Here is a 24735-nt window from a genome sequence, read left to right as displayed (position 1 = left end):
ACCGCCCCGCGGCGGACATCCGCCCGAGCGGCCCGTCCTCGAAGGAGGAAGCACGCCGGCCCTGGCACCTGTTCCACGGGGGTCGGGCGGGGGCGGGGGCAGGCGAACACCGCCACCGGACGCGCGAACGTCCGAGGGCGGAGTCCGGGTGCGTGAACCGCGGCTCAGGTGGTGAGCAGGCGGTTGAAGAAGGACCGGTAGCGCTGGAGGGCGATCCGCAGGTCCTCGGTGACGATGTCCTCGCCGCGGTCCCACTGGCCTTCCAGGCCGTCCTTGTGCTCGGCGAAGGACGTGGCGAGCGTCCGCATCACCTCGGCGACCAGGGCGTCGGCCGAGCGGACGGCCTCCTTGGGGTCGTCGACGAACTCGGTCTGGATCTTCTGCCAACGGGTGCGGAAGCTCTCGGCGTCCTCCTGCGCCAGCAACGGCCGGTTCTCCTCCTCACCGCTCGGCCGAGCGGATTCCAGGGCCTCACCCTCGCCCGCGGCCCGGTCCTCACCACCGGTCGGCGCGGCCTCGCCCGGGTACCGGGGACGCTCGTCGGCGGTCACGCTCGTGTCGTCGGTGTCCGTCGTGGTTCCGGGGTCCTCGGCCGTTGTCCTCCGGGGGTGGGCGATGTCCTCGGTGCTGAGGGGTTCCGCCTCGGCCGAGTCGTCATCACGGGTCTCGGTGTAGTCGTCTCGCATGGTGTCTCACCTCGTTCAAGTTCGTGCGCCGGCCCTCGGCCCGATCACGCGGCCTGGTCAGGTGGGGCCACCGCGCCGGGGCTCACCGTCGGTGAGCAGGCGACCGTGCGCTCGTACTCGGGGCCGAAGCGCCGCTTCAAACGGCGACGACGGTTCATGACGGCCAGGCCGATCCCGATCAGGACCAGCACTACCACCACCACGACGATGGCGATGATCACTCCTGTGGACATCGGGCCATCCAAGGTTCGGTGGCCTGCGCCGTGTCGCAGATCTGCGCTTCTCCGATGTCCCGAGATGGAAACGTCCCGTTCCGAGCGTCCGTCAGCAGGCCCGTGACCCGGCTCAGCCTCTCAGCGAGGTGAGGGCCTCCTCGACCAACGCCCTCGCCCGGGTCACCGTCGCCGTCAGCGACTCGCGGGTACGTGGCCGTCCGCCCCCGAAGGTCCGTCAGCTCGCCGGTCGGGTCAGCCAGTAACTGCCCGAGTCCCCGGCGCCGGTTCCGGGCCGGTCGCGAAGAGGGCCAACAGGCCCGAAATCTCCCGACCGGCCTCGGCGGAGTGCCGGAAGCGGCCGCCCGGCGGGATCTCGTAGTGGTTGCGCCGTCCCGTGCGCGAGCGCACCAGATACCCGGCGGTCTCCAGATCGGCCACGATCGCCTGCACCGTCCGCTCGGTCACCTCACATGCTGTGGCGACGTCGCGCAGCCGGATGCTGGGGTCCCGGGCGATCATGAGGAGCACCCGGGCGTGGTTGGTGAGGAAGGTCCACTCCGGTCGGCTCCGGTTGTCGTCGCGGCTCATACCTCCATCATGCGCCGCACACTTCGGGCGTTCAAAGACGCGAAAAGCTGTTCGCGAATCCCTTGACGTACGACGAACGCGGGGTCACGATCGAAGGGGTCCATCCCTGCCGTACACCCGTACGAGGGAGCCTTCATGCCCTCCCCCAGACAACGCAGCGACCCGGCCCGGGCCGCCATGCGGACCCCGCCGTCCACCGGGCCGCATCCGCCCACGCCGGGGACCACTCACCCGCTCGGGCTCCATGCCACCGCCGTGGTCCCGCCGCTGCCCACCACCACGGACGGGGCCGGCGCGGTCGTCGTCCGCGGCGAGATCGACCAGGACTGTGCGGGGGAACTGCGTGTGATCCTGCTGCGCGCCCTGCACGCTCATCCGGGCGGGCTCGAACTCGACCTCACCCAGGTCACGTTCCTCGACTGCGCCGGGCTCAACACCCTCCTCCGGGTGCGGCATGAGGCCCGCGAGGTCCTCGGCCGGCCGTTCACCGTCCGCGCCGCCAGCCCGCAGGCCGAGCGTCTGCTCCGGCTCACCGAGACCCGGGCCCTCTTCCTCGTCCCCACCCCTCCGAACGGGCGCGTGCCCACCCGTGCCCCCGGACTGCGACGCACCGGTTGAGCCACGGCCCTCCTTCGGTCCGGAGCCCACCGCGGTCAAGGATCCACCGGACCGGGACAGGGCCGCGGCGCGCCCGAACCCTCCCGGCGCGACGACGGTCCCGACCCCGCGTCCCCGGGACCTCTCACGCCGTTCCCGCTGCCCGCCAGGCGGGTGTTCCGAGGTTCGGCCTCCTGACCGCTTGGATATCCCTTGCCCGTGAGCAGGTCCCGCGTCGATGACGCTCTTCCGGAGTTGGAGGCCTTCGCCCGTGCCGCGCGGGCGCGAAGGCCCGACAGTGGCACCTGGTGCGAGGCGTGGACCGTCCGCGACATCGTCGCCCACCAGACGGGCACCGCCGAAGAACTGGCCCGGGTACTCGCGGCCCACATGGCCGGCACGCCCGTCGAGACGAGGGGCTTCCACCGCGAGGCCCCCTACCGGGCCATGTCCGACTCCGAGCTCTGGTCGGCCTTCCTCGCCCGCTGTGAACAGCTCGTCGAGACCGCGGCGGCCGCTGCGGGCGACCTGTCGCCGGAGACCGAGGTGACCTGGACCGGCCGGACCGTGACGCCCGCCTTCTTCGCGGAACACATGCGCGAAGAGCTGGTGCTCCACCGCTGGGACCTGACCGGTGACGACAGCACGGCCGTGCGGGCACTGAACGAGTCGTGGATCACGGAGCACAGCGTGACCACCGTGGGTGTGCCGCTGCTGGCCCGGGGCTTCTCCGGCCTCGAACTCGGCCCTGACGGCCGGGTGGAGGGACGACTGCGCGTCCCGGGCACCGACGACGTCCTGGTCACCGCGGACGCGGTCGGCACCAGCATCGGGTTCGCCACCCCCGAGGGACCGGCCACCGTGGAGAGCGACGCGGCCACCCGCCTCCTGCTTCTCTGGGGCCGACGCCCCGCGGATCCCTCGCGCTGGCACAGCGACGCCGGGCCCGAGACCCTCCGCCGCGTGCGGGCCCTTCTGAGCGGGTACTGATCGGGGCGGCGACCATCTCGGGGGAACCGGCCGGCCGTCACGCGGGGGGCAGGCCCGTGCACACCTTCCGCCGAAGCGGGGAGGTCGCGCCCGGGGCGCGGTGACATCGCCGGTCGTCGCGACGAGGTGGTCCCCGACCATGGTCGTTGGTCGGGGACCGTCCCCGTCGCCGTTCGTCAGGCGGGGGTCTCAGCGGTGGCGGTCAGGACCGCGCGGCCGAGGGTGTGGCCGGACATCGTGAAGCCGAGGAGGGCCGGGGTGGCTTCCGCCGGGACACCGATGGACTCGACATCGAGGGCGTGCACCACGACGAAGTAGCGGTGGGGGCCGTGCCCGGCCGGCGGAGCGGCGCCGATGAAGCGGGCCACGCGGGCGTCGTTGGGCAGCTGGTAGGCGCCCTCGGGCAGGCCCGAGCCGGTGTCGTCACCGGCGCCCTCGGGCAGCTCGGTGACGGTGGCGGGGATGTCGGCGACCGCCCAGTGCCAGAACCCGGACCCGGTGGGGGCGTCGGGGTCGTAGACCGTGACGGCGTAGCTCCTGGTGCCTTCCGGTGCGCCGCTCCAGGACAGCTGCGGGGAGAGGTCCTTGCCGCCGGGGACGCCGAAGATGCCGGAGAACTGCTCGGGCGACCAGGCGGCGCCGTCGCTGATGGTGGTGCTGGTAACGGTGAAGGAGACCGCCTCGGGGAGGCGGGCGAAGGGGTCGTTGGCGCTCGTCACGTCGTTCCTTTCAAGGCCGTGCTGTGGGGTGGCGGTGATGCGGCGGACGGAGGGCTCGCGGTGCCGCCTTCGTCCAGCAAGGTCGACCCTAACATCAATAATCGATTATTCATCGGATCGTCTATGATGGGGACATGGCCCGGACGACCCACACCTCGACCCCGTCGGGAAAGCAGATGCTCTCCGAGCAGGTCTACGCACACCTGCGGGAGGCGATCATGCGCGGGGACTTCGCACCCGGTGACGCCCTCAAACCGCAGGACCTCGCCGTGGAGCAGGGCGTGAGCCTGGCCGTCGTGCGCGAGGCGCTCGTGCGCGTGGTCGGCGATGGCCTCGCCGACCGGCTGCCCAACCGTGGCTTCGCCGTCCCGGCCTTCTCCGACCGCCGCTGGCAGGAGATCGCCGAGGCCCGCCGGACCATCGAACCGGTCGTGCTGCGGATGTCCGTCGAGCGCGGCGACCTCGACTGGGAGGCGCGCGTCCGGGCCGCCCATCACCGTCTGACCCGCACCCCGGCGTACGTGCCGGAGGAGGGCGAGTACTACTGCGCCGCCTGGTCCGAAGCCCACCGGGCCTTCCACCGCACTCTGCTGGAGGGCTGCGGCAACCCCGTCCTGCTGGAGACCTTCGACCGGATGTGGACCGCGAGCGAGCTGGCTCGCCGCTGGTCGGCGCACGGCAATCCCCACCGGGACGGCGTTGGCGAGCACCGCCGGCTGGAGGAGGCGGCGCTGGCCCGCGACGCCGACACCGCGGCCGAAGTACTGGCCCAGCACCTCACCCTGACCGTGGCCGGACTGACCGGCCGCACCCACCACGAACCCACGGAGGAAGCCTGATGCGCCTCGCCAACCCGACCGAACGACCGCACCTGACCACCGACATCGGAGCCACGGCATGACTTCCCTCGAGGCGAGCGCGGGCCGCCACTGCCACAACGTCGTCAATCCCCTGCACTCATGCGTGTACTTCGCGCCGGAGCTGGAGGACGAACTCGCGGCGCTCGGGCTGGAGCGCGGAGCCATGGCCTACTTCGCGGGCCGCGCGGCCCCGCTCGGGGCAGTCGGCGCGGGCACCGTGACGGCGACGTTCTACAACTTCAACCACGCGCGTGTCGCGCGGTACATCCCCGCGGCGTGGGCCATCAGCACGCCGGAGGCGGTGCTCACGGCCCGGCTGCGCGGCGCGCACGGCACACTGCGGCGGCTGCTCGGGGAGCAGGCCCTCGCGTCGAAGGAGATGGCCGAGGCGGCCGGGCTGGCCCTGCGCGCCACCGAAGCGTGCCGCCGAGAGGCGCGGCCGCTGTACGCCGCCAACGCCGACCTCCCCGTGCCGGAGGAACCGCACCTGGCGCTGTGGCACGCCGCGACGCTGCTGCGCGAGCACCGGGGTGACGGTCACCTCGCCGCCCTGGCGGTCGCCGGCCTGTCCGGGATCGAGGCGCTGGTCCTGCACAACGCCACCGGCAAGGCACCGACGTCCGCGCTGTTCATGCGGACCCGCGGATGGTCCGCGGAGCAGTGGGCCGCCGCCCGGGAGCAGTTGCGCGAGCGCGGCCTGCTGGACGGGGCGGGGGATCTCACGGAGTCGGGCGCGGCCCTGCGCGACGAGACCGAGGTGCTCACCGACCGCCTCGACGCCGCCCCGTACGACCACCTCGGCCCGGTCGCCACCAAGCGCCTCACCGAGCTGGCCGAAGGCTTCACCAGAACCCTCAGGGCGGCGGGCGCCTTCCGCGCGGTGCACTTCGGCAAGGGCTGAGCACCGGGCCCACCAGAGCGTCCTTCGCGCCGTCGGGTACTCGGCGGGCAGCTCAACGAGTGCCACGCCGCACCGCCCGCGCCGCTGCCCCACCGCCAGAAGCTCCCGGACCAGCGGCCTGATCGGGGTCGTGACACCCGCCAGGTGGGCTGAGGTCGGGCCTGGACGGCGGACCGGCACCCGCGGACCGGGGCGGGCGGCCCGCCGGCTCCGGTCCGCGGGCGGTGTCGGCCAGCAGTCGGACCAGCTCGGTGGGAAGGTACAGCTGCCGGGCGATCCATCGCGTGTCGTATCCCTGGATCACGAAGACCCACGCGGTGTAGAGGGCGTTGAGGCTGGGGGCCTGCGGGCCGTGCAGCAGCGGGCGGACCGCCTCCACGGGGAAGCCCTCCAGGGTGCGGGCGGTGAACCAGGGCCCGTCCGTCACCCGTTCCGCTGCCCGCTCGGCTCGCGGCACCGGTTGCCGAGGACTTCGGAGCCGGTGCCGGATCAGTCCGAGCACGCCGAGGACCGAGGCGGCCGCGCCGACCAGCGCACCGCCGACCACCGGCCGTTCCCGCACCGGAACCGTGCTCAGCACAACCAGCTCCAGCACTGCCGCCGCGACGGCGACGACCGCAGCCGCACCCTCGCGGGTCCGCGGGCGCGGTACCGCCCTCAGCCGGGCCATGTCCTCCCCTTTCCGTACGTGCCGGCCCGGGTGCCGAGTGGCGGCAGGGGGCCGTGGCGAGAGCGTCAGTCGTGCGGCCGGGCGGCGGCCTCGGTGATGCGGCGCGCGGCGGACAGCGGCAGGTCGGCGTAGCGGGCGAGCCAGCTGGCGCGGTGGCCCTGACGGGCGAGGAGGTACGCGAGGTGTACCCGGGGGTCGTACGCGGAGGCCGGGGTGTTCTCCGTGCCGGACCGGGGACAGGTGCCGGGGTCGTCCAGCCGGTAGGCCCGTTCCAGGCCGTCGTGCAGGGCCAGGGTGACGCGCGGGCAGGTGTGCGCCGGCCTGCGTGCGGCGCGTGTCCGGTGCTGCGACCAAGGTTCTTGACGCATCGTCAGATTCATGGCTGGGTGTGCCCTTCCTTCCTCGGGTGAGGTGGTGAGGGGTTTCCGGTCGGGGGGCGGCAGCCGCCTGCCCTGCGCGCACACCGCGGCGGACCGCGATGGCGTCGGGCCATCCGGACACGTCAGGGGTGCGGAGGGGGAAGGTGGCTACCGCGAGCCCGCGGAAAGCGGGGAGAGGCGCGGGAGGGGCCGATGACGGCCCGGCGTACTGCAACTCGCATCCATGCCTCTCGCCTCCTCGCGGTCGGGGCGCACAGAGGTGTGCGCCGTAGCGACACGGCAAGGAGCGGACCGGTTCCCCTGCGACCGGTTCACCCCAACTCGTCAGAGCTTTGGCACTTCACGGCGTGATCCAACTCCGAAGGAGCGGAAGCCACTTGGGATCAACCCTTAATTCGGGAAGATCTGTCCTGAACCTGGGCGTCTCTCGACGTCGTGGGGTCAGTGGCCTGTGTCCGTGAAGACGCCTCACCGAACGAGGTGCCTTTCAAAACCTCGACAAGACTAGACCCTCTCCGGTCGCACGCTTGCCGTCTTTGCCGAATCTTGACACCAGTGGTCGCGCCGCACGATGCGGCACGGAGCTCCAACACGATGCGAAAGTGGCTGCTGGGAAGGGTGATTACCGGCGAACAGCAGTGCCCGCCACAGCTGTCCCTCCGCCCCGAGGACGGCGTGCAGGTCCGGCTTGACAGTGTGTGAAGAGCGTGCGCCATACTGTGCGACGCGACACCTCGTTCGGTGAGGCGTCTGCACGGATACAGGCCACTGACCCCACGACGTCGAGAGACGCCCAGGATCAGGACAGGTCTCCTCGGATTAAGGGGTGACCCCAAGTGGCTTCCCGCCCATGGAGGGTGGGGATACGCCGTGCAGTGCCGAAACTCTTACGTGAGGGGTGCCGTCCAAGGGGTAGCGCCGGCCGGGCTCGGTTTCGTGCTGCCCTGGACGGGTGGCGACTTCGCCACCCGTGTGGAGAGCGCACCACCGTGCGCGGTTTCAGGAGGAGGTGGTCGGGATGGAACCTGGCAGTAGTCCCAGTGCCCGATCCGCTTTCGCACAGGATGTCCCGCACGCCTGAGCGGTAACCGTCCAATCGGTCCAACTACCTGACTGATCAACCTGGTTCGACGTCCAGCGGCAGGCTGCCCGACTGCTCTTCGGGCCGGTCCGGCCTGCCCGGACGTCCCCTCATCCGTGCCGTTCCGCTTCGCGGTCGTCGTGGGTGCGGTCCCTGCTGCCCGCTCTCCCCTGTCGGTCCCCGTGGCCGCTGTCCGACGCGCCCGAACGCCGGGCGTGGCCCCAGCCTGCTCGCAGGCACGCTCAGATGAGGAAGTGACATGGCTTTCAACTCCACTCGCCAGGCCCCGGAGCGGGATCCCGGCCCCGGCGACACGTCAACGGCCGCCGTGGCCGGCTCGGCGGTGATGGACAGCGCGCACGTCGGTGACATCGTCGGCGCGCTCGGCACGATCAGGCAGGACGACACCGGTCGGCGCAGAACCTGGTGGGAGCGGCTGCGCACGCTGCTGGTGATCATGGGCCCCGGCCTGATCGTGATGGTCGGTGACAACGACGCGGGTGGCGTGGCCACCTACGCCCAGGCCGGTCAGAACTACGGCATGAAGCTGGTCTGGACGCTGGTCCTGCTGATCCCGGTGCTCTACGTCAACCAGGAGATGGTGGTCCGGCTCGGCGCGGTCTCCGGGGTGGGCCACGCCCGGCTGATCTTCGAACGGTTCGGCCGGTTCTGGGGCATGTTCAGTGTGGCCGACCTCTTCCTGGTCAACTCGCTCACCATCGTCACCGAGTTCATCGGCGTCGCCCTCGCGCTGAACTACTTCGGCATCCCCAAGTACGTCTCGGTCCCGCTGGCCGCGGTCCTGCTGTTCGCGGTGGTGGCGGGCGGCTCCTTCCGCCGCTGGGAGCGGTTCCTCTTCGCGCTCATCGCGCTCAACGTGGTCATGTTCCCGATGGCGCTGATGGCGCACCCCAAGGCGGGCGAGACCGCGGCCGGCTTCGTGCCGCAGTTCCCCGGCGGCCTCAACTCCACCCTCCTGCTCATCATCGTCGCGATCGTCGGCACCACCGTCGCCCCCTGGCAGCTGTTCTTCCAGCAGTCCAACGTGGTCGACAAGCGGATCACCCCGCGCTGGATCAAGTACGAGCGGGCCGACCTGTGGATCGGCATCGCCGTCGTGATGATCGGCGCCGTCGCGATCATGGCCACCGCGGCCTTCGTCTTCCAGGGCACCGACCTGTTCGGCCAGTTCAGCGACGCCGGTGGGGTCGCCGACGGCCTCAAGCAGCACGGCAGCCACGCACTCGGCGCGCTGTTCGCGATCGTCCTGCTGGACGCGGCCCTGGTCGGCGCCAACGCGGTCAGCCTCGCCACCACCTACACCCTCGGCGACACCTTCAAGCGGCGGCACTCGCTGCACTGGAAGATCTCCGAGGCGCCCGTCTTCTACGTCGGCTACGCCATCCTGATCGCCATCTCCGCCACGATCATGCTGGTCTCCGACGCCCACCTGCAGGGGTTGATCACCCAGGGGGTCCAGGCGCTCGCCGGCGTCCTGCTGCCCTCGGCCACCGTGTTCCTGGTGCTGCTCTGCAACGACCGCCCCGTGCTCGGCCCCTGGGTCAACACCGTCAAGCAGAACATCGTCGCCGGCGTCATCGTCTGGATCCTCGTCCTGCTCTCCCTCGCGCTGACCGCCGCGACCTTCTTCCCGGACCTGACCACCGCCCAACTGGAGATCGGCTTCGCCGTCGGCGCGGTCCTGGGCCTCATCGGCGGAGGACTGGTGGTGCTGCGCTCCCGCGGGTCCGCGGCGTCGGCCGAAGCCGCGTTCGCCGGAGTCGACCTGACCAACGTCGAGGAGCTCACCGCCCCCGCACTGACCAAGGCCGACCGCAGGGCACGGATCGAGGCCGAGAAGATGGCCTGGCGCACCCCCGCGCTGGAGAGCCTGACCAGGCCGCCGTTCTCCCCGCTGCGCAAGGCCGGGCTGCTCACCCTTCGCGGCTACCTGCTGATCGCCGTGATCCTGGTGATCGTCAAGGTCGTCCAGATGTACACCGCCTGACCCCGCCGGGGGCGGGGGGGGGGGGGGGGGGCCCCCCCCCCCCCCCCCCCCCGGCCCCGGCGGTGCCGACCAGTACTCGAATCTCGCTCCCCGTGGGAGGTAACCCATGGCCACCTCGGCCGCTCGGCGCCCATCGCCCGAACACCGGGTGCTCGTCCTGGTGGGCTTCAACGGCAGCCCCCGGGGAGAACGCGCGCTCGCGTACGCGGCCGGCCACGCCGCCCGGACCGGAGCCGAACTCCTGCTCCTGGCCGCGGACGAGGACCCGGCGCTGTGGCCCACCCACGCGCGGCAACGCGACCAACGGCTCCGAACCCTGGTGGGCCGGGCCGAGGCCGCCCTGGCCGGGCTGGACGTCAACTGGCGCATGCGGATCAGTGGTGCCGCTCCGAGCGCGGCGCTCCGCGAGTCCGCGCGGGAGTACCGGGCCGACCTGATCGTCGTCGGCGCCTCCACGACCCGCTGGCGCCGGCTGCTCTCCCGTCAGGTGGGCGCCACCCTCGCACGCGACGCCCCGGCGCCGCTCCTGGTCGTGCCCTGATCCGCGACCACCGACGCGACAACCGTGCCACCCGCGCACGCGGTGGCCCGCGCCGGGCAGTCACGACACGACACCGGGCGAGAGACCGCGGCCGGCCGCACGGCCCCTGCTCGCTGGCGTTCAGTGGCGGTGACTGTGGTCCGGCAAGCTGGGGTCGCCGGGGTGCTCGTAGCCGGGTGCGAGGTGGACGAGGGCCGCGCGCCGCCGCGCGAGCCAGTCGTCGAAGGCACTGCCGCGGGCGGCGGTGAGCAGGTCGGCCCGGATGGTGGCGCGGACGGCCCGGTAGGAGAGGGTGTGGGCCGGCTCGACGCGGTCGAGGATCGCGACGTGCCAGCCGAACACGGTACGCACCGGGCCGATCCGCTCCCCCGGTCCGACCGCGAAGACGGCGTCCTCGAAGGCGCCGGCGAACTGGCCGCGGCTGACGGTCTCCGGCGGGCCGAGAGCACCGGCGGCCACGGCCGCCGCCTGCCGGGAGGTGGGGCGCACGGCCTGCCGCAGGGTGCGGCTCTCCGGGCGGGTCCACCGGTCGGGGTTGGCGTGGTAGTAACGCCGCAGCTCGGTCTCCTCGACCGTGACACCGCTGGTGACGCGGGTGAACAGGTCGCGGGCGGCGCCGGCGAGGGTGTGCTGTGTGAACGGGTCGGCGCCCGACACCACCAACTGCCCCGCCTCGTGGCGGATGAGGGTTTCGGCGGCCAGGAGCCCGGCCACCCAGCGGCGCAGCCGGGTTGCGGCCGGGGTGCCGTCCTCGGGCAGCCTGGGGCCGAACGGTCCGCTGCGGAGCGCGTCGAGCCGCGCGTCCAGTTCGTCGGTGGTGATGGTGTGGTCGCCGACGGTGGCGACGATCGGCCGGGCGGTCATCGCGCGCCGCCCGTGGCGGTGGGCCGGGGCCGCGCGGGTGACGGACCGCGGTCCGGGCTGCCGGGGTCCGCGACGGTGATCGAGGCGGTCGGCGTGTAGCGGAGTCGGCCGAAGTACATCACCTTCACCAGGGCCCACCACTGCCCCGGGGCCGCGCCGGGTGGCGCGGTGATGCGGTAGCGGAGGGTGCGGTCGCCCCCCGCGGCCACGGCGAACGGCTGGGTCCAGGGCGTACTGAAGGGCCACAGGGCGTAGGGGCTGATGAGCTGGGCCTCGCCGTGGACGTCGCCGGCGGCCGGGTTGTGCAGGGACACGGTGAGTTCGCCGCCCTCGCCGGGGTGCAGCGTGAGTGCGGTGGTCAGCAGGGTGACCGTCAGTTCCGCTGCCCCGCCGGGCTGCGCGGGGCCGTCGACGGGTTGTTCGGGGAGGACGAGGCGGGCCTTGCGGGTGATCTTGTCGATGGACAGCGCCAGCGCCTGCTCGCGGGCCGTGTCCCGGATGGGGCGGTCCGGTTCCGAACCCGGCAGCGCCAGGTGCTCGGCCGACGAGGCGGCGCGGCCGACCGGGATGTGGTCGACGGTGACGATGTCCTCGTGCGCCTGCCCCTGGGTGTCGGTGGTGCGAACGGCGACGAAGTACCGCCCGCCGGGCCCGCTCGGTTGCAGGCGGACCGCGAAGCGCAGGTGTGCGCCGGGAGCGAGGGCGTACATCCGGGTGGGAGGGGTGGCGCTCCAGCCTGGAGGGACGGCGATCTCGACCGTTCCGGCGGATTCCTGGCGGGTCCGGGAGGAGGCGAGGGTGACCTCGATGTCGTACGGGCCGGCGCCGGTGACCGCGGTGGGCGAGGCCTGGATGGTCGTCATCTGGTAGCCCATCGGTGCCGCGCCCTTGTTGTGTTGCCAGTACGGCGCGTAGACCGGTTGGGCCGGCTCGGCGGCGGGTGCCAGGTCACGGGCCGGGCTGCTCGGCGAGGTACTGCCCGAGGGGTGGGGCAGCCCGGGAGCCGGGGTCGCGGCGACGGTGCGGATCTCGAAGGCACCGAGATCGAGGGCGAGTTGGCCGCCGCTGACGGCCACGGCCCGCCGCGCGGGACCGGTGTCCGGTGACGTGTCGGCTTCGAGGACGTCGGCGAGGGCGGCCCGGGAGAGCGGCCGGAAGAAGGCCAACCGTGCCCTGGTGGGACGGCCGTTGGATTCGTAGGCGCGGATCACGATGCCGTCCGCGGGGTCCTGCTCGGTGCCCGCCATCGACGCGATCGGGTTGCCGCGCGGTTTGAGCGCGGTCACCACCACGCTGTCGCCGTCGGCCGACAGCAGGTCGGCGCGCGGCGGGAGGGTACCCGGGTGCGGCGTCTCCTGCCGGGTGGTGAACGGGTTGTTGTAAGCGTGACCGCGCCGCGCCAGGCCCGCCCGCCGCCAGTCGCCGCGGTGGCCGACCAGGGCGTAGTGGAAGGTCTGGCTCCAGTGGTTGGTCTGGAAGTTCGCCCCGTCGGGCAGGTGGCGGCGTGGTGGGTCGATCCAGGTGCCCGACGGCCAGCCGGTGGAGGAGCGCAGCAGGCCCAGGTAGAGATCGCCCGAGGGGTCGACGGTGTAGCCGGGCAGACCGCGGTTGAGCAGGGCGAAGCCGTACGGCTCCACCTGGCCGGTGGTGCCGTCGAGTTCGCCGGGCTGGACGACCTCGATGCGGGGCGCGCGTCGCAGGTCGGCGGCGAGGTCGTGCAGGGCGGCCCGGGTGTCGGCGGGGGTGCGGCCGGCGACGATCAGGACCGGTAGGGCGCGCGGATCGCGCAGGTCGGCGTTGGGGATCCAGGTGTCGGCCAGGGCCTTGGCGGCCGGGACCCAGACCCGTGCGCCGCGGGCGCGGGCGAGCTGACGGGTCAGTTCGGCCCGGTAGCCGGGCCCGGCCGCGTCCAGGACGGCGGCGGTGAAGTGGTTCTCCTGCGGTGTTCCAAGGGCGATGCGCACGTCGGGGAGGTTGGAGTCCACGTCCAGACTGCCGTACCGGGGGCCGTCGTGGGTCGAGGTGGTGGCCGTGACGCCGGTCGCCACCAGCGCGGTGACCGCCTCCCGCGCCGGGGCGCCGTAGGCGGTGACGTCCGGCACGACGAGTTCGGCGACGCTGACCGCCCGCGCGGCGCGCGGCGCCGCGCCGGCGGCGCCGGCCAGCGTGACGGTGAGGGTGGTCCCGATCTCCACCCAGTTGTAGGCGGGGTAGTCGAGCGTCCAGGGCACCTGGGCGTAGTCGACGTTGGGGAAACCGAAGCCGCGTCCCACCACCGCGTCGCCGACCTCGGCGACCGGCATGCCACCGGTGACGGCCGGCTGGAAGCGGACCCGCAGCAGGCGGTTGGTGCCGGTGAAGCCGTCGATCCGGGTGCTGACGTCGATCCGGTCGATGCCGTCCCACAGGGTGATCCGCTGGGTGTAGCGGCACTGGTCGAAGTCGGCGCGCACGGTGATGCGCCGGCCGATCGGGCACTGCTCGGCCACGACGTCCGCGCGGTACCGCGCGCTGCGGGCGACCGGGCCGCCCTTGGGGACGGTCACCCAGGGACCGCCGGCGGGGGCGCCCGGACCGTCCTGGTACTCGTCGTAGGCCAGCAGTTCGTTGGCGTACCCGCCGGGGCGCAGCATCTGCTTGTCCGCCGTCTTGTCGTACAAGGAGCTGATCGCGCCGCCGTGTTCGGGATCCACGGCGAGGCGGTAGTACTCGTTCTCGATCTGCCGGCCGTCCAGTGGCGTCCAGTGCCCTTCGCGCGGCGCGGGCCGGGCGGCGGTGACGTGGTAGGTGGCGTAGCCGGTGGCGGGCACGTCGTGGGCGATGAACGACAGTCGGGCGGAGGCGATGGTGCCGTCCGGATGGCGGGTGAGCCGGTCGGTGTGGTGCGGCACCGGGTGCCCGGCCGGGTCGCACAGGGCGAGCCCGGCCGGGCCGGGGGCCGGGAAGCCCACGGTGGCCCGGGCGAGGTCGGTGCGCCGCCAGGCCATCGGGTTGAACACCAGGAGCGGTGTGCCGGGGCCGCGGGTGTCCGCGTGGGCGGCGATGAACGCCTGCGCGCCGGTCAGGGCGGTGCGGCCGAGTTCCAGGGCCTCGCGCCAGCCGCCGAGCAGGTCGAGGTAGACCTGGTCGCTCTCGGAGCCGGTGATCGCGTCATGGTGGGCGCCGAAGCAGAGTTGGCGCCAGGCCTTGTCGAGCGCCACGCCCGGGTACCGGGCGCCCAACAGGGCGGCGACGGTGGCGAACCGCTCGGCGGCGAGCAGGGTGTTCTCGGCCTCCCGCTGGGCCTGCTTGGTGTCGATGTAGGTGATGTCCTTGCCGGTGAAGATGGGGTTCATGTCCCGGGTCTGCGGCGAGAGCGCGGTGCCGGAGTCGGCCAGGTCGCGGCGGACCGCGTCGAAGAAGTCGCCGGCCACCGCGGTGACGAACTTCGGCCAGACGTACCTGGCGGCCCAGGAACGGTGGATGCGGGTGATCCAGCGGTTCGGCGGCGCGTAGTCGGTGCCGACCGGCAGCAGGCAGTTCTTGCTGGCGGCCACCGACTTGAGGTCGCGGAACAGCTCGTAGCTGGCGGCCTCGGCCGTCTCCAGGTCCTTGGCGGTGTCCATCCACCAGCCCGCCGAGTAGTGGTTGGGCATGTAGCTGGTCAGCAGGGACGTGCCGCTGGGGGCGATCCAGTCGAACTCACTGCGGAACTGCATCCGACGGTTGTCGCCGACGCTGGCCTTGGGACCCCACTCGTGGTAGGGGCCGCGGGCCCAGGAACTGGAGGTGTGGCCGGCGTCCGCCATGATCCCCGGGAACTGCGGGTCGTGCCCGAAGACGTCCAACTGCCAGGCGGTGCGGGGCGATCCGCCCAGGACGTCACGCTGGTAGCCCATCCCGTACACCGCGCTGCGAATGGTCAGCTCCACGCTGGTCAGGTTGGTGCTGGGCTCGTTGTAGAGGCCGCCGACGAACTCCAGCCGCCGCTCGGCCAGTAGCTGACGCACGTAGGCCCGGTCCTCCGGGCAGCTGTCCCAGAACGGCTTCAGGTAGTCCAGCTCGGCCAGCACGAACTTGTAGTCCGGGTCACGACGGGCCATGTCCAGATGCGCCCGCATCAACGTCAGGCCCGGCCGCTGGAACCCGGCGTTCTCCCAGGACTCGGTGATGGCGCCCTGGGTGTTCCACCACACCGGGTCGTAGTGGAAGTGCGAGACCATGTACATGGTCCAGCCGGGCTCGGCGGCCGTGATCCGCACCGACTGCGTGTCGACGACGTCCCCGGTCGCCGCCCTGACCTCGGCCCGCAGCACCGCACCGTCCGCCCGCGCCACGGAGTGCACCACGCCGACCTCGACGGTCTCCTGCCCGCCCGGCGGCAGGTCACGGACCAAGGCCGGCTGCGGCGTACGGATCCCGTCGCCGGCCAGGCTGACCGTGGCCGGCTCGCCCGCCCCGAGCGCCCGGGTGCCGATGTTGGCCACGCTCACGTGGACCACCTGACGCGGTGCCTCGGGCGGCCCCAGGAACAGTTCGGTGGACGCCACCGCGGTCACCTTCAACGCCGCGCCGACCACCGCCGGCTGGGCACTGACGGCGATCAGCTTCAGCGCCCGGTCGTCGGGCAGCACCAGCCCCCGCGCCTCCCGACCGGGATCGCACGGGATCACCTGGAGGAACAGCCGCACCCGTGGCGCGCAGTCGCCCGAGGCCTGGTGACGGTGCGTCGTCTCGACCGCCACCGCCTCCAGGAACCGCGGGGCATTGGCCCAGTCCGACAACCGCAACGGCACCTGGACTCCCCCGCCGTCCGCGTATCGCAGCTCGGCCATCGCGGCGGCATCGCCGCCCGAGGCCGCGCCGATCAGATACAGCAGCGCGTACCGTCCCGCCGGGAGCGCGATCGTCTGCCCCCGGGCGGCGAGGAAGTTCTTGCCACCCGCCCGGTAGGAGGGGAAGACGAACGGCACACCGGCGACCGACGTCCGCTCCGAGGGCAGTTCCTCGGCCGGATAGGACCAGCCGAATCCGTCGAAGTCCGCTGCCGCCCGGTCCCCGTCGTACGAAGCGCCCTCGATGTCGTACGCCAGCGGCACCGGTACCGCCTCGGGCACCGTGACATCCGCGTGCGCCGCGACGGTGGAGCCACCCTCCAGGCCGACCACGGCCGCCGACACCACCGCCAGTGACGACAGGAACCTCCGACGGCTCACCCGGGCCACCTCCCCGCTCAGTTGTCCGGTCACGACACCTCTCCCGGTCCGGCTCCGGCGGTCGGACCCGCCACTGCTCCGATGCTCCGAGCCAAGATGCCAGCCCGCGGTGCTGGTCACCGCCCTGGACATGGCCGATCCGATTAAGTAGGCCGATCCGACCTATGCGCGATCGTTGAGGGGCCGTCAGCTGTCGTGCGGACGTCCCCGGGGCGTCGGGACGGGGTTGCCAGGCCCCCGCGGGTGCTCGGCCCGGCCCGACCGGCCACCACCGTGCACGCCGATATCAGCTGAACCACGCTCCCCAGGTGGCAGGCTGGGTACATGTGCGGTCGCTTCGTCTCCACCACCGGGCCCCAGGACCTCGTCACCCTCTTCGGTGTGACCCGCTGGGATCCGGCCGACACCCTCGACCCCAGCTGGAACGCCGCGCCCACCGACCGGATCTGGGCGGTCCTGGAAAGGGTGGACCACGACAGCGGCGAACTCGCGCGCCAACTGCGGCCACTGCGCTGGGGCCTGGTGCCGTCCTGGGCGAAGGACCCCAGTGTCGGGGCGCGGATGATCAACGCGCGGGCCGAGACCGTCCACGAGAAGCCCGCCTTCCGCAAGGCCTTCACGACCCGGCGGTGCCTCCTGCCGGCCGACGGCTACTACGAGTGGGTCGCCGTCCCGGCCGCTGAGGGGAAGAAGGCGTACAAGCAGCCGTACTTCGTCGCGCCGGCCGACAGCAGCCTGATGGCGATGGCGGGGCTGTACGAGTTCTGGCGCGACCCCACCCGCCCCGACGACGACCCCCTCGCCTGGCTGACCAGCACCACGATCATCACCACCCAGGCCACCGACGACGCCGGACGCGTCCACGACCGCATGCCGCTCGCCATCGACAGCAGGGACTTCGACGCCTGGCTCGACCCCGACCTCACCGACCCCGCCCAGCTCCGCCCGCTCCTCCACACCCCCGCCGACGGCCACCTCACCGTCCGTCCGGTCTCGATCGCCGTCAACAGCGTCCGCAACAACGGCCCGGCACTGCTGACGGAGGATCCCGACGCGCCGCCCCTGACCTGACGCACCCGCTGGCGGCCCCGGCCGTCGTGGACCAGCACGACACGAACCCGCCCCCGGGCAGGCGCTGTGGACGTCGCCCTGTCGGAGTGCCGCACAAAGTCAGGACCGGCGGTGGCGGCCGGAGCTGGCCGCCACCGCCGGTCGTGGGTGGTTCGTCGGTGAGCGCCACGGGCACCCGGCGGTGCCCGTCCGGCTCCTGTCGCGACGCTGGATCACGCTTCGCCGGTCACGGGGAAGGTGGTGACCGAGCGCGTCCTCGATCCGTCGGAACGTCCATGGGCTGCGGCCCCTCGACCGCAGCCCATGGACGTCGGGACCATCACTGCTCCGGCCTTCCGGAGCAGGCTTGATCAGTCCTCGTAGTCCCCGTGGTCGTGGTCGCCCTCGTGGTCGCCCTCGTGGCCACCCTCGTAGCCACCCTCGCGGCCGCCCCCGTAGCCGCCCTCGTGGTCACGGCCCACCCGGAAGCTGGCCAGCACTCCGTTCTTGACGAAGACATCGCCGACGCAGTGCGGCTCCACGCCGTCGGCGGAGCTGTGGGGCCCGACGGTGGCGATCGGAGCGCCGTTGTCACAGACCGCCCCGTTGAAGACCTCGATGGTCCTGTGGCTGTCGTTGCGGATGTTCAGGCTTCTGGCACCGAGGCCGCTGACCACGGTGACGCAGTCGCCCGCGCGGGACGAGTACGACCGCTCGTTGATGTGGACCCGGCCCTCCTCGTGGTGCCGACGGTGGTGGCGGTGCTCGCCGCCACCACCCTCGTTGCCCTTGCCCTCGTTGCCCTTCCCGTCGTTGCCGAAGGGCGCCAGTGCGAACGGCTCCTGTGCAGGAGTGGCCGCCTGCTGGACGACCGGGGCGGCCTGGGCCGCCTGGGTCATCGGCTGGGAGGCAGCCGAGGAGTAGGTGAGGCCGGTCACGGCCAGGGCCGCGGCAGCGCCGACGGCCGCGGTGATGGCGGTGGCTCGGGTGATCTCCATGGAACTTCTCCTGTCTCTGTCGGCTGGGACCGCCGACCCGTGACTTGAACGTACTGAGGGCGGTCATATCGGGCATATCGAAGGACTGGCACCGGGGAGCCGAACGGGGCATCAGAGTGGGTTCTGTCGTATCTGATGAGTTGTCAGATTTATACGACCATAGGCACATTGACGGAGCATTGACCCGTCCAGGTGATTACTGACGCCTACTCATCCTTTCGGCAGCGGGCACCTGGAACTGCCGGGGCGATGAGATGGGTCGCCGTCAGAGGCCGGCGCACCCTGGCTTCGACGGGTCGGGGACGGAGCGCCGTGCGCCGTCCCCGACCTCCCGATGCGCCTCCGGTCGGGAGAGCCGCCGTCAGCACACGAACATCCGGCTCAACGCCTCCCGCACCAGAACCTCGGCGAGTGTCGCTCGCCGCCGGCGAGCGGAGACGGGCGCGCGGGCAGCCCCGCGTCGTCCTCGAGGTCGACCATCCCGGGCCGGGCCCCGAGCAGACGGCCACTCAGCTCGCGGCCTGCGCACCCTACCGGGATGCCACCGTGACCGGGTCGTCGGACCTCACCGCCCCGGGCTCCGGCACGGTGAGGCAGAGGCCGACGCAGGCCAGCCTGCCCAGCTGAGCACCGGGGCCCGGTGCTCACGCGCGACGGTGCGCATCAGGGCCGGGTCCGGCGGGCAGCGCACCGTGGGCCAGGGTGGGCACGACGCAGCACGGGGTCGGCACCTGACGCTCCAGCAGGCCGTACCGCGGCGGCTCGTCGCTGAACGTGACGGGACGGCCGAGCAGGGTCGACACCCGACATCGGCGAGCCGTCGTGGCCGGCGGGCAACGGGTTGTCCCTGGTGGGCCACTGGGCCACCGAGGTGTACTGGATGTACGTGCGGCCGCCGAACTCGGTGCAGTCGTTGGGGATCCGGCTCACCTCGACGCCGAACCCGTTGTTCGCGTTGTGCTGGTAGTCGAAGAGCTGGGCGGCCTGACCGCCGGTGGGCATGACCCATCGTGGTGGATTGTTCGAGTTCGACCGGACCTGGTTGACCGAGGCCGAACGTGACCGGTGTGGCGGGTGTGGTCCGCACTGACGCCGGCCCGGCGGATTCTGGATCGGGGGGGGGTGCTGGGTCAGCGACTTCCGGCGCGGACGGCGGTGACCGCCACCGTGGACTACCGCATGGTGAAGCTTCCGCCGGCCGCGTCCACGGCCGCGCCGATGCCGGCCAGCACCTCCGCCAGGGCGGACTGTCGGACCTGGGCGAGAGCGCCGCTGGTCGGCAGCAGGTCCAGCCACTCGTCCCGGGTGTACGGGTGCTCCCACTCGAAGCGCCACACCTCGGGCGGGCCGAAGGCACCGGCGGCCCGGATCCCGTCCTCGGCCCGGGCGCTCAGGCCCGTGTAGGCGTCCGGCCCTGGCGCCGCCGGGCGCTGGGCGAGCAGCGAGTCGGGGATCACCCGTCGGTAGACGGTGGCGAAGGCCTCGGCCAACTCGGTCGGCGGTTGGTCGATGTTCCAGAACGCGGCCAACCGGCCGTTGGGGCGCAGCACCTCGGCGGCCTTCGCGGCGCCCGCGACCGGATCGCCCAGTGCCAGGCCTGGGCAGCGGTCACCGCGTCGAAAGTCCGGCCGGCCGACTTCCAGCACTCGAAGGCGGAGACCTCGACGTCCACGCCGTGCTCGCGCGCCCAGCCGGCCATGCGCTCGTCGACCTCGACGCCGAGCACCGTGCAGCCGGCCGCCTGGAACTGGCGGGCGGCGATCCCGGTGCCGCAGCCGACGTCGAGGACCTCGGCACCCGGGTGGTCGGTGATGATCGCCGCGATGAGTTCCTGCGGGTAGCCGGGGCGGGCGCGGTCGTAGCGCCCGGCTGCGGCAGAGCCGCCCGCGCGGCGTCCCGCTGCTGACCGAGGCCACCGCCATGGTCTCCGGCGACCTGACCGCCGAACGCGAGCTCGGCCGGATCGCCCCCACTGCCGACCCGGCGACCCTCGCCCCCGCCCTGATCGGCGCCGGCCACCTCCTCTTCGCCGACCGCACCAGCACCCCACCGACGCCCGACGACGTCCAGCGCGTGGTGACGGCGGCCCTCGCGGGCGTGCTGCGGGAGGGGTAGCGGTCGGGCCGGCGCGGTGGTGGTGCGGTCGCGAGCAGGTCGCACCCGCCGGCTGCGGCACCTCGCCAGGTCGGCTACGTTGGTAAAGCACCTGGCCACGGGGGAACAACAAGCCGTAACCCACCGGGATGCTCCATGACCGGCCTGACCGTCATCCTGCTGCTCGTGGTCCTGGCCACGGCCGTGGCGACCGGTGCCCGCCGCTGGAGCCTGCCCGCCCCCTCGCTCCTCGTCATCGCCGGCCTCCTCGTCGGGCTGATGCCCTGGGTCCCCGAGGTCCGCCTGCCGCCGCACGTCATCAGCGTGCTGGTGCTGCCGCCGCTGCTCTACGCCTCGGCCGGGGAGATCTCCGTCCGCGACGTGCGCAGCGTGTGGCGGCCCGTGACCGGCCTGGTCTTCGGCCTGGTCCTCGCGTCGGCCATCACCGTCGGATACGTCGCGCGAGCGATCACTCCCCTCACCGCCGCGACCGCGTTCATCCTCGGCTCCGTCCTGGCCAGTACCGACCCCGTGGCCGTCACCGCGCTCGGCCGGCGCCTGTCCCTGCCACCGCGCGTGCAGGCCATGGTGCAGGCGGAGAGCCTGTTCAACGACGCCACGTCCCTGGTCCTGTACAAGGTCGCCGTGGCCACCGCGGTCTCCGGCAGCGCCATCACCGTGTCGGGGACCGTCGAGCAGTTCCTGATCCTCGCCGGCGGAGGAGCCCTCATCGGCGCGGCGGTCGCCGGGGTGGTGACGCTCATCCGCAGACGGACCGAGGACCCCGTGCTGGAGACCGTCATCGCCCTGATCACCCCCTACGCCTCGTACGTCATCGCGGAACAGTCACACACCTCCGGCGTGACCGCCGTCATCGTCGCCGGGGTCGTCCTCGGCAGCACCGGCCACAGGCTCAGCAACGCCCCCATCCGCCTCCAGATCCACGCCGTCTACGACACCGTGACCTTCGTACTGGAGAGCGTCGTCTTCGCCCTCATCGGCCTCGAACTCCCCTCCGCCATCCGCCACCTCGCACACGACGAGCGGGGCTGGCCGCTGTGGGTGCCACTGATCGCCTTCACCGTGCTGGCGATCCGGCTGCTGTGGATCTTCCCGCTGTCCGCCCTCATCCACCGCCGGCACAGGGAGGGCGACAGTCGCCTCTCCTGGCGGGTACCCGCCGTCCTGTCCTGGGCGGGCACCCGAGGCGTCATGCCGCTGGCCGCCGCGCTCTCCATCCCCCTGGTCACCAACACGGGGGCACCACTGCCCCATCGAGCGCTCATCCTCATGCTGACCACCGGGACCATCGCGCTCACCGTGATCTTCCAGGGCTTCACCCTCGCCCCCGTCGTCCGCCGCTCGGGCATCGCCCTCGAGCCGGAACACACCGCCCGCGAGGAATCCCAGACCCGCAGGCACATCGCCCACACCGCTCTCGAAGAGCTCAAACAGCTCGGTGACCTGGATCAACTCTCCGATCTGGGCGCCGCCGCCGAAGCCGCCCTGACACAGGCCCGCCGCCACCTGGAAGCCCGCATCCACCAGACCGAGGACGCCCACCACAACGACCCGGACGCCCGACCCGCCGACGCCTACCGCGAGATACGCCGGACACTCATCACCATCGAGGCGACCGAACTCCAGCACCTCTACGAGGCGAACAAGATCAGCAATGCCACCCGGCGCCGGATCCAGCGCGAACTCGACCTCGAGGAAGCCAGCCTCCGCGCCCGCGACTGACCCCGGACCCCGTCCTCGTGTCGTCGCTTCCCAGCGGTGTGCCGTTCCTCGGGCCGGCCCGAGGGCCGATCGGGTCAGGCTCCGCCCTCAGCGCAGGGTGCGGGCCTCGGCCTCGACGTCGTAGTCGTACATCCAGGGCATGCCGAGGATCGGGGCCTTGCCCGCGGCCATGAGTTCGACGTTGAACCGGGAGCCCTGCTGGAACCGGGCCGCACGATCGCGCCGCAGCGTCTGGTAGCGCACCAGGACGTGGGGCACGTCGACGGTCCTCACCCCCTCCAGCAGCGTGGCCAGTCCCATCCCGTCCTCAATGGCCTGGTTGGCGCCCTGGCCCATGTACGGCAGCATCGGGTGGGCCGCGTCGCCGAGCAGCGCCAACCGCCCTCGCGTCCACTGCCGCAGGGATTCCCGGTCGTAGATGCCCCACCGGAAGGTCGCGTCGACCTGCGAGACGACCTCGCCCGCCAGCGGATCCCAGCCGTCTCCGTAGCCGGCGGTCAGCTGCCGCGGGTCACCCGGTGCCGACCAGGACTCACGCATCTGCTCGTCGGCCACGCCGAATGCCACGAAGTTCAGCAGCTCACCCCTGCGTACGGGGTAGACCAGCAGGTTCCTGGTGCTGTCGCTCCAGAACCGCACGGCGCCGTCGGGCCAGTCGGGCACTCGCTCCGCGGGCATCACGCCACGGTAGGCCGCGAGACCGGAGAACACCGGGTCGCGGGGCTCCACGACGTACTGCTGCAGCACCGAATGGATGCCGTCGGCGCCGATCACGACATCGCCCTCGGCAGTCTCCCCGTTCTCGAAGGTCACCACGGCACGGTCGTCGTCCTGCGCGAACGCCACACACCGGTGATCGATGTGCAACGCGTCACCCGGAAGACCTGAGACAAGCAGGTTCACCATGTCCGCGCGGTACATGCCGAACATGGTGTACCCGTCGGCTCCGCCGAGTGGCACCGAGGAGACCTCGGTGCCGTCAGCACGGCAGACGGTGAACCCGGTGAAGTGCGCCCCGAACCGGGTGATCTCGTCGTGGAGCCCGAGCCGCTCGAGCACCCGCAGACTGTTGGGCGCGAGCATGAAGCCCGCCCCGACCTCGCTGAACCGTTGGGCCTGTTCGTACACATCCGCCTGGATGCCCTTGGCCCGGAGGGCCACCGCCGCGGCCAGACCGCCGATGCCACCGCCGACGATCACCACGCGCACTCCGGCCATCGGGACTCCTCGCACCTTCACCCAGGCTCGGCTACCTACCAGGACATGCTGAGCGACCGCTGCGCGGCAAGGCGCCATTGCGCCGGAGGCAGCATGTCGCCGACCGCGAGGCCCGCGCGTCGCCCCCGGCTCGGCGCCCCGCGGGCGGCGGGCCAGAGTCACCGGCACCGCAGCAGGACCGACTCCCCCGCGCTTCCCCGTCCACCACGACGTCCGCACGACCCCGCACCCGGACCTACGGCCTGCCGCCGGGGCATCCCGCCACTTTGACGCCACTCTGGTGTCGCGGGTCAGTCCGCAGCCGCGTCCTGCACCTCCCACCCCCTCCTGGAGTTCTCGATGTCCGAAGCGATCACCTTCTCCCGCTACGGCGGCCCGGACGTGCTCACCCTGACCGAGGTCGACACCCCCGAGCCGGGGTCCGGCCAGGTCCGGATCAGGGTCCGGGCCGTCGGCGTCAACCTGATCGACCTGAAGATCCGTTCCGGGACGATGGCCGACGTCAGACCGGTGGAGTTCCCGGTGCTGCCGGGCTGGGACGTGGCCGGCGTCGTCGACGAGGTCGGCGCGGACGCCACCGCCCTGGTCGGCGACGAGGTCTTCGGGGTGGCCTCCGTCGGCGGCTACAGCGAGTACGCGCTGCTGGAGCAGCCGGTCGCCAAGCCGCGGGAGGTCTCCTTCGAGACCGCGGCCGGCCTGGTGACCGTGGGCGAGACCGCCTACCGCGGCCTGCACCATCTGGGTGCCAAGGCGGGCGACACCCTGCTGATCCACGGCGCGGGCGGCAGCGTCGGCACCATCGCCGTCCAGCTGGCCGCCGCCCGGGGCATCACCGTGGTCGGCACCGTCGGGGCGCAGGAGATCGAGCGCGTCTCCGAACTCGGCGCCACCGCGGTCCGCTACGGCGAGGGCTGGGTGGAACGGGTCAGGACGGCCGCCCCGCAGGGAGTGGACTACGTCCTCGACTGCTCCGGCGCGGGGGTGCTGGCGGACTCCGTCACCCTGGTCGGCGACGCGGCCCGGGTGATCACCATCGCCGACACGGCCGCCGCGCAGCACGGAGTGCGTTTCACCGGCGACGATCCGACCGACCGGTTCTGGCAGGCCCTCCCGCAGCTGGCCGAGCTGATCGCCGCCGGCAGGCTCGAGATCCCGATCGCCGGGACCTACCCGCTGGCCGACGCCGCGCGGGCCCACGCCGACATCGAGGCCCGCCGTGCCCGCGGCAAGGTCATCCTGCTGCCCTGACTCCGGGCCACCTCCCCACCCGCGCCGAACGGGCGAGGAGGCTCGAAGGGCCCCGGCGGCCCCGGGGCGGCGCCCACCGGGACCGCAGC

At 72.4% G+C, this 24735-nt stretch carries 21 protein-coding genes, 1 pseudogene and 2 riboswitches; of the genes and pseudogenes, 10 read left to right on the top strand and 12 right to left on the bottom strand.

Annotation, left to right across the window (positions count from 1 at the left end):
* Positions 1 to 164: 164 nt before the first annotated feature.
* The 3 genes from ACIGXM_RS15725 to ACIGXM_RS15715 form a co-directional block, all read right to left on the bottom strand.
* Complete coding sequence (locus ACIGXM_RS15725; protein ID WP_396561038.1) at positions 165 to 686, bottom strand: hypothetical protein; 522 nt, start codon at positions 684 to 686, stop codon at positions 165 to 167.
* 44 nt (positions 687 to 730) lie between these two features.
* On the bottom strand, positions 731 to 919 hold the full coding sequence (locus tag ACIGXM_RS15720) for a hypothetical protein (RefSeq protein WP_396561036.1): 189 nt from the start codon (positions 917 to 919) through the stop codon (positions 731 to 733).
* A gap of 234 nt (positions 920 to 1153) precedes the next feature.
* Positions 1154 to 1489 carry a helix-turn-helix transcriptional regulator gene (locus ACIGXM_RS15715; protein WP_396561034.1) on the bottom strand — a complete coding sequence of 112 codons (336 nt, stop codon included), beginning with the start codon at positions 1487 to 1489 and terminating at the stop codon, positions 1154 to 1156.
* A gap of 135 nt (positions 1490 to 1624) precedes the next feature.
* Between ACIGXM_RS15715 and ACIGXM_RS15710 the strand changes: the two genes are divergently transcribed.
* Complete coding sequence (locus tag ACIGXM_RS15710) at positions 1625 to 2107, top strand: STAS domain-containing protein (protein ID WP_396561032.1); 483 nt, start codon at positions 1625 to 1627, stop codon at positions 2105 to 2107.
* A 198-nt stretch (positions 2108 to 2305) separates the two neighbouring features.
* Complete coding sequence (locus ACIGXM_RS15705) at positions 2306 to 3076, top strand: maleylpyruvate isomerase N-terminal domain-containing protein (protein WP_396561031.1); 771 nt, start codon at positions 2306 to 2308, stop codon at positions 3074 to 3076.
* A 176-nt stretch (positions 3077 to 3252) separates the two neighbouring features.
* Here the strand turns inward: ACIGXM_RS15705 and ACIGXM_RS15700 are convergent, their stop codons facing one another.
* Positions 3253 to 3795 carry a YbhB/YbcL family Raf kinase inhibitor-like protein gene (locus ACIGXM_RS15700; RefSeq protein WP_396561029.1) on the bottom strand — a complete coding sequence of 181 codons (543 nt, stop codon included), beginning with the start codon at positions 3793 to 3795 and terminating at the stop codon, positions 3253 to 3255.
* Positions 3796 to 3929: 134 nt separating this feature from the next.
* Between ACIGXM_RS15700 and ACIGXM_RS15695 the strand changes: the two genes are divergently transcribed.
* Positions 3930 to 4634 (top strand): GntR family transcriptional regulator, encoded by a 705-nt coding sequence (locus ACIGXM_RS15695; RefSeq protein WP_396561027.1) that lies wholly within the window; start codon positions 3930 to 3932, stop codon positions 4632 to 4634.
* 58 nt (positions 4635 to 4692) lie between these two features.
* Positions 4693 to 5556, top strand: coding sequence for a hypothetical protein (locus tag ACIGXM_RS15690; protein ID WP_396561025.1), 864 nt, complete (start codon positions 4693 to 4695; stop codon positions 5554 to 5556).
* A gap of 52 nt (positions 5557 to 5608) precedes the next feature.
* On the opposite strand, the gene ACIGXM_RS15685 is transcribed toward ACIGXM_RS15690, so the two are convergent.
* Complete coding sequence (locus ACIGXM_RS15685) at positions 5609 to 6226, bottom strand: hypothetical protein (RefSeq protein ID WP_396561023.1); 618 nt, start codon at positions 6224 to 6226, stop codon at positions 5609 to 5611.
* Between the two features lie 65 nt (positions 6227 to 6291).
* Complete coding sequence (locus tag ACIGXM_RS15680; RefSeq protein ID WP_396561021.1) at positions 6292 to 6594, bottom strand: hypothetical protein; 303 nt, start codon at positions 6592 to 6594, stop codon at positions 6292 to 6294.
* A 320-nt stretch (positions 6595 to 6914) separates the two neighbouring features.
* Positions 6915 to 7093: riboswitch (M-box (ykoK) riboswitch) on the bottom strand.
* 239 nt (positions 7094 to 7332) lie between these two features.
* A riboswitch (M-box (ykoK) riboswitch) is annotated at positions 7333 to 7511 on the top strand.
* 435 nt (positions 7512 to 7946) lie between these two features.
* On the opposite strand from ACIGXM_RS15680, the gene ACIGXM_RS15675 reads away from it, so the two are divergent.
* Entirely contained in the window at positions 7947 to 9695 is a 1749-nt protein-coding gene (locus tag ACIGXM_RS15675) for an NRAMP family divalent metal transporter (RefSeq protein WP_396561019.1), read from the top strand.
* A 106-nt stretch (positions 9696 to 9801) separates the two neighbouring features.
* Positions 9802 to 10236 (top strand): universal stress protein, encoded by a 435-nt coding sequence (locus tag ACIGXM_RS15670; RefSeq protein WP_396561017.1) that lies wholly within the window; start codon positions 9802 to 9804, stop codon positions 10234 to 10236.
* 120 nt (positions 10237 to 10356) lie between these two features.
* On the opposite strand, the gene ACIGXM_RS15665 is transcribed toward ACIGXM_RS15670, so the two are convergent.
* Together ACIGXM_RS15665 and ACIGXM_RS15660 are read right to left on the bottom strand one after the other, a co-directional pair.
* Positions 10357 to 11100: a peptidylprolyl isomerase gene (locus tag ACIGXM_RS15665; protein ID WP_396561015.1), complete on the bottom strand. Its 744-nt coding sequence runs from the start codon at positions 11098 to 11100 to the stop codon at positions 10357 to 10359.
* Positions 11097 to 16328, bottom strand: coding sequence for a glycoside hydrolase family 38 C-terminal domain-containing protein (locus tag ACIGXM_RS15660; RefSeq protein ID WP_396561013.1), 5232 nt, complete (start codon positions 16326 to 16328; stop codon positions 11097 to 11099). The genes ACIGXM_RS15665 and ACIGXM_RS15660 overlap by 4 nt, the downstream gene beginning before the upstream one ends.
* Before the next feature lie 291 nt (positions 16329 to 16619).
* On the opposite strand from ACIGXM_RS15660, the gene ACIGXM_RS15655 reads away from it, so the two are divergent.
* Positions 16620 to 17366, top strand: a complete 747-nt coding sequence (locus ACIGXM_RS15655; protein ID WP_396561011.1) for an SOS response-associated peptidase — start codon at positions 16620 to 16622, stop codon at positions 17364 to 17366.
* A 350-nt stretch (positions 17367 to 17716) separates the two neighbouring features.
* Here the strand turns inward: ACIGXM_RS15655 and ACIGXM_RS15650 are convergent, their stop codons facing one another.
* The 3 genes and pseudogenes from ACIGXM_RS15650 to ACIGXM_RS15640 form a co-directional block, all read right to left on the bottom strand.
* Positions 17717 to 18343, bottom strand: a complete 627-nt coding sequence (locus ACIGXM_RS15650) for a hypothetical protein (RefSeq protein ID WP_396561009.1) — start codon at positions 18341 to 18343, stop codon at positions 17717 to 17719.
* A 663-nt stretch (positions 18344 to 19006) separates the two neighbouring features.
* Positions 19007 to 19345: a hypothetical protein gene (locus ACIGXM_RS15645; protein ID WP_396561007.1), complete on the bottom strand. Its 339-nt coding sequence runs from the start codon at positions 19343 to 19345 to the stop codon at positions 19007 to 19009.
* Between the two features lie 170 nt (positions 19346 to 19515).
* Positions 19516 to 20168: pseudogene (locus tag ACIGXM_RS15640) on the bottom strand (class I SAM-dependent methyltransferase).
* Positions 20169 to 20263: 95 nt separating this feature from the next.
* Between ACIGXM_RS15640 and ACIGXM_RS15635 the strand changes: the two are divergent.
* Both ACIGXM_RS15635 and ACIGXM_RS15630 read left to right on the top strand, forming a co-directional pair.
* Complete coding sequence (locus ACIGXM_RS15635; protein ID WP_396561284.1) at positions 20264 to 20458, top strand: hypothetical protein; 195 nt, start codon at positions 20264 to 20266, stop codon at positions 20456 to 20458.
* A gap of 135 nt (positions 20459 to 20593) precedes the next feature.
* Positions 20594 to 22180 carry a Na+/H+ antiporter gene (locus ACIGXM_RS15630; RefSeq protein WP_396561005.1) on the top strand — a complete coding sequence of 529 codons (1587 nt, stop codon included), beginning with the start codon at positions 20594 to 20596 and terminating at the stop codon, positions 22178 to 22180.
* An 87-nt stretch (positions 22181 to 22267) separates the two neighbouring features.
* Here the strand turns inward: ACIGXM_RS15630 and ACIGXM_RS15625 are convergent, their stop codons facing one another.
* The gene (locus ACIGXM_RS15625; RefSeq protein ID WP_396561003.1) at positions 22268 to 23398 is read right to left on the bottom strand and encodes an FAD-dependent monooxygenase; all 1131 of its coding nucleotides are present in this window, start codon (positions 23396 to 23398) and stop codon (positions 22268 to 22270) included.
* A gap of 339 nt (positions 23399 to 23737) precedes the next feature.
* Here ACIGXM_RS15625 and ACIGXM_RS15620 point away from each other — a divergent pair, with 339 nt between their 5' ends.
* Complete coding sequence (locus ACIGXM_RS15620) at positions 23738 to 24646, top strand: NADP-dependent oxidoreductase (RefSeq protein ID WP_396561001.1); 909 nt, start codon at positions 23738 to 23740, stop codon at positions 24644 to 24646.
* Positions 24647 to 24735: the final 89 nt, after the last annotated feature.

This window comes from Kitasatospora sp. NPDC052896, assembly GCF_044547075.1.
Lineage (GTDB): Bacteria > Actinomycetota > Actinomycetes > Streptomycetales > Streptomycetaceae > Kitasatospora.
Note: the sequence above shows the minus strand (reverse complement) of the source record. Positions and strands in the feature narration are given on the sequence as shown.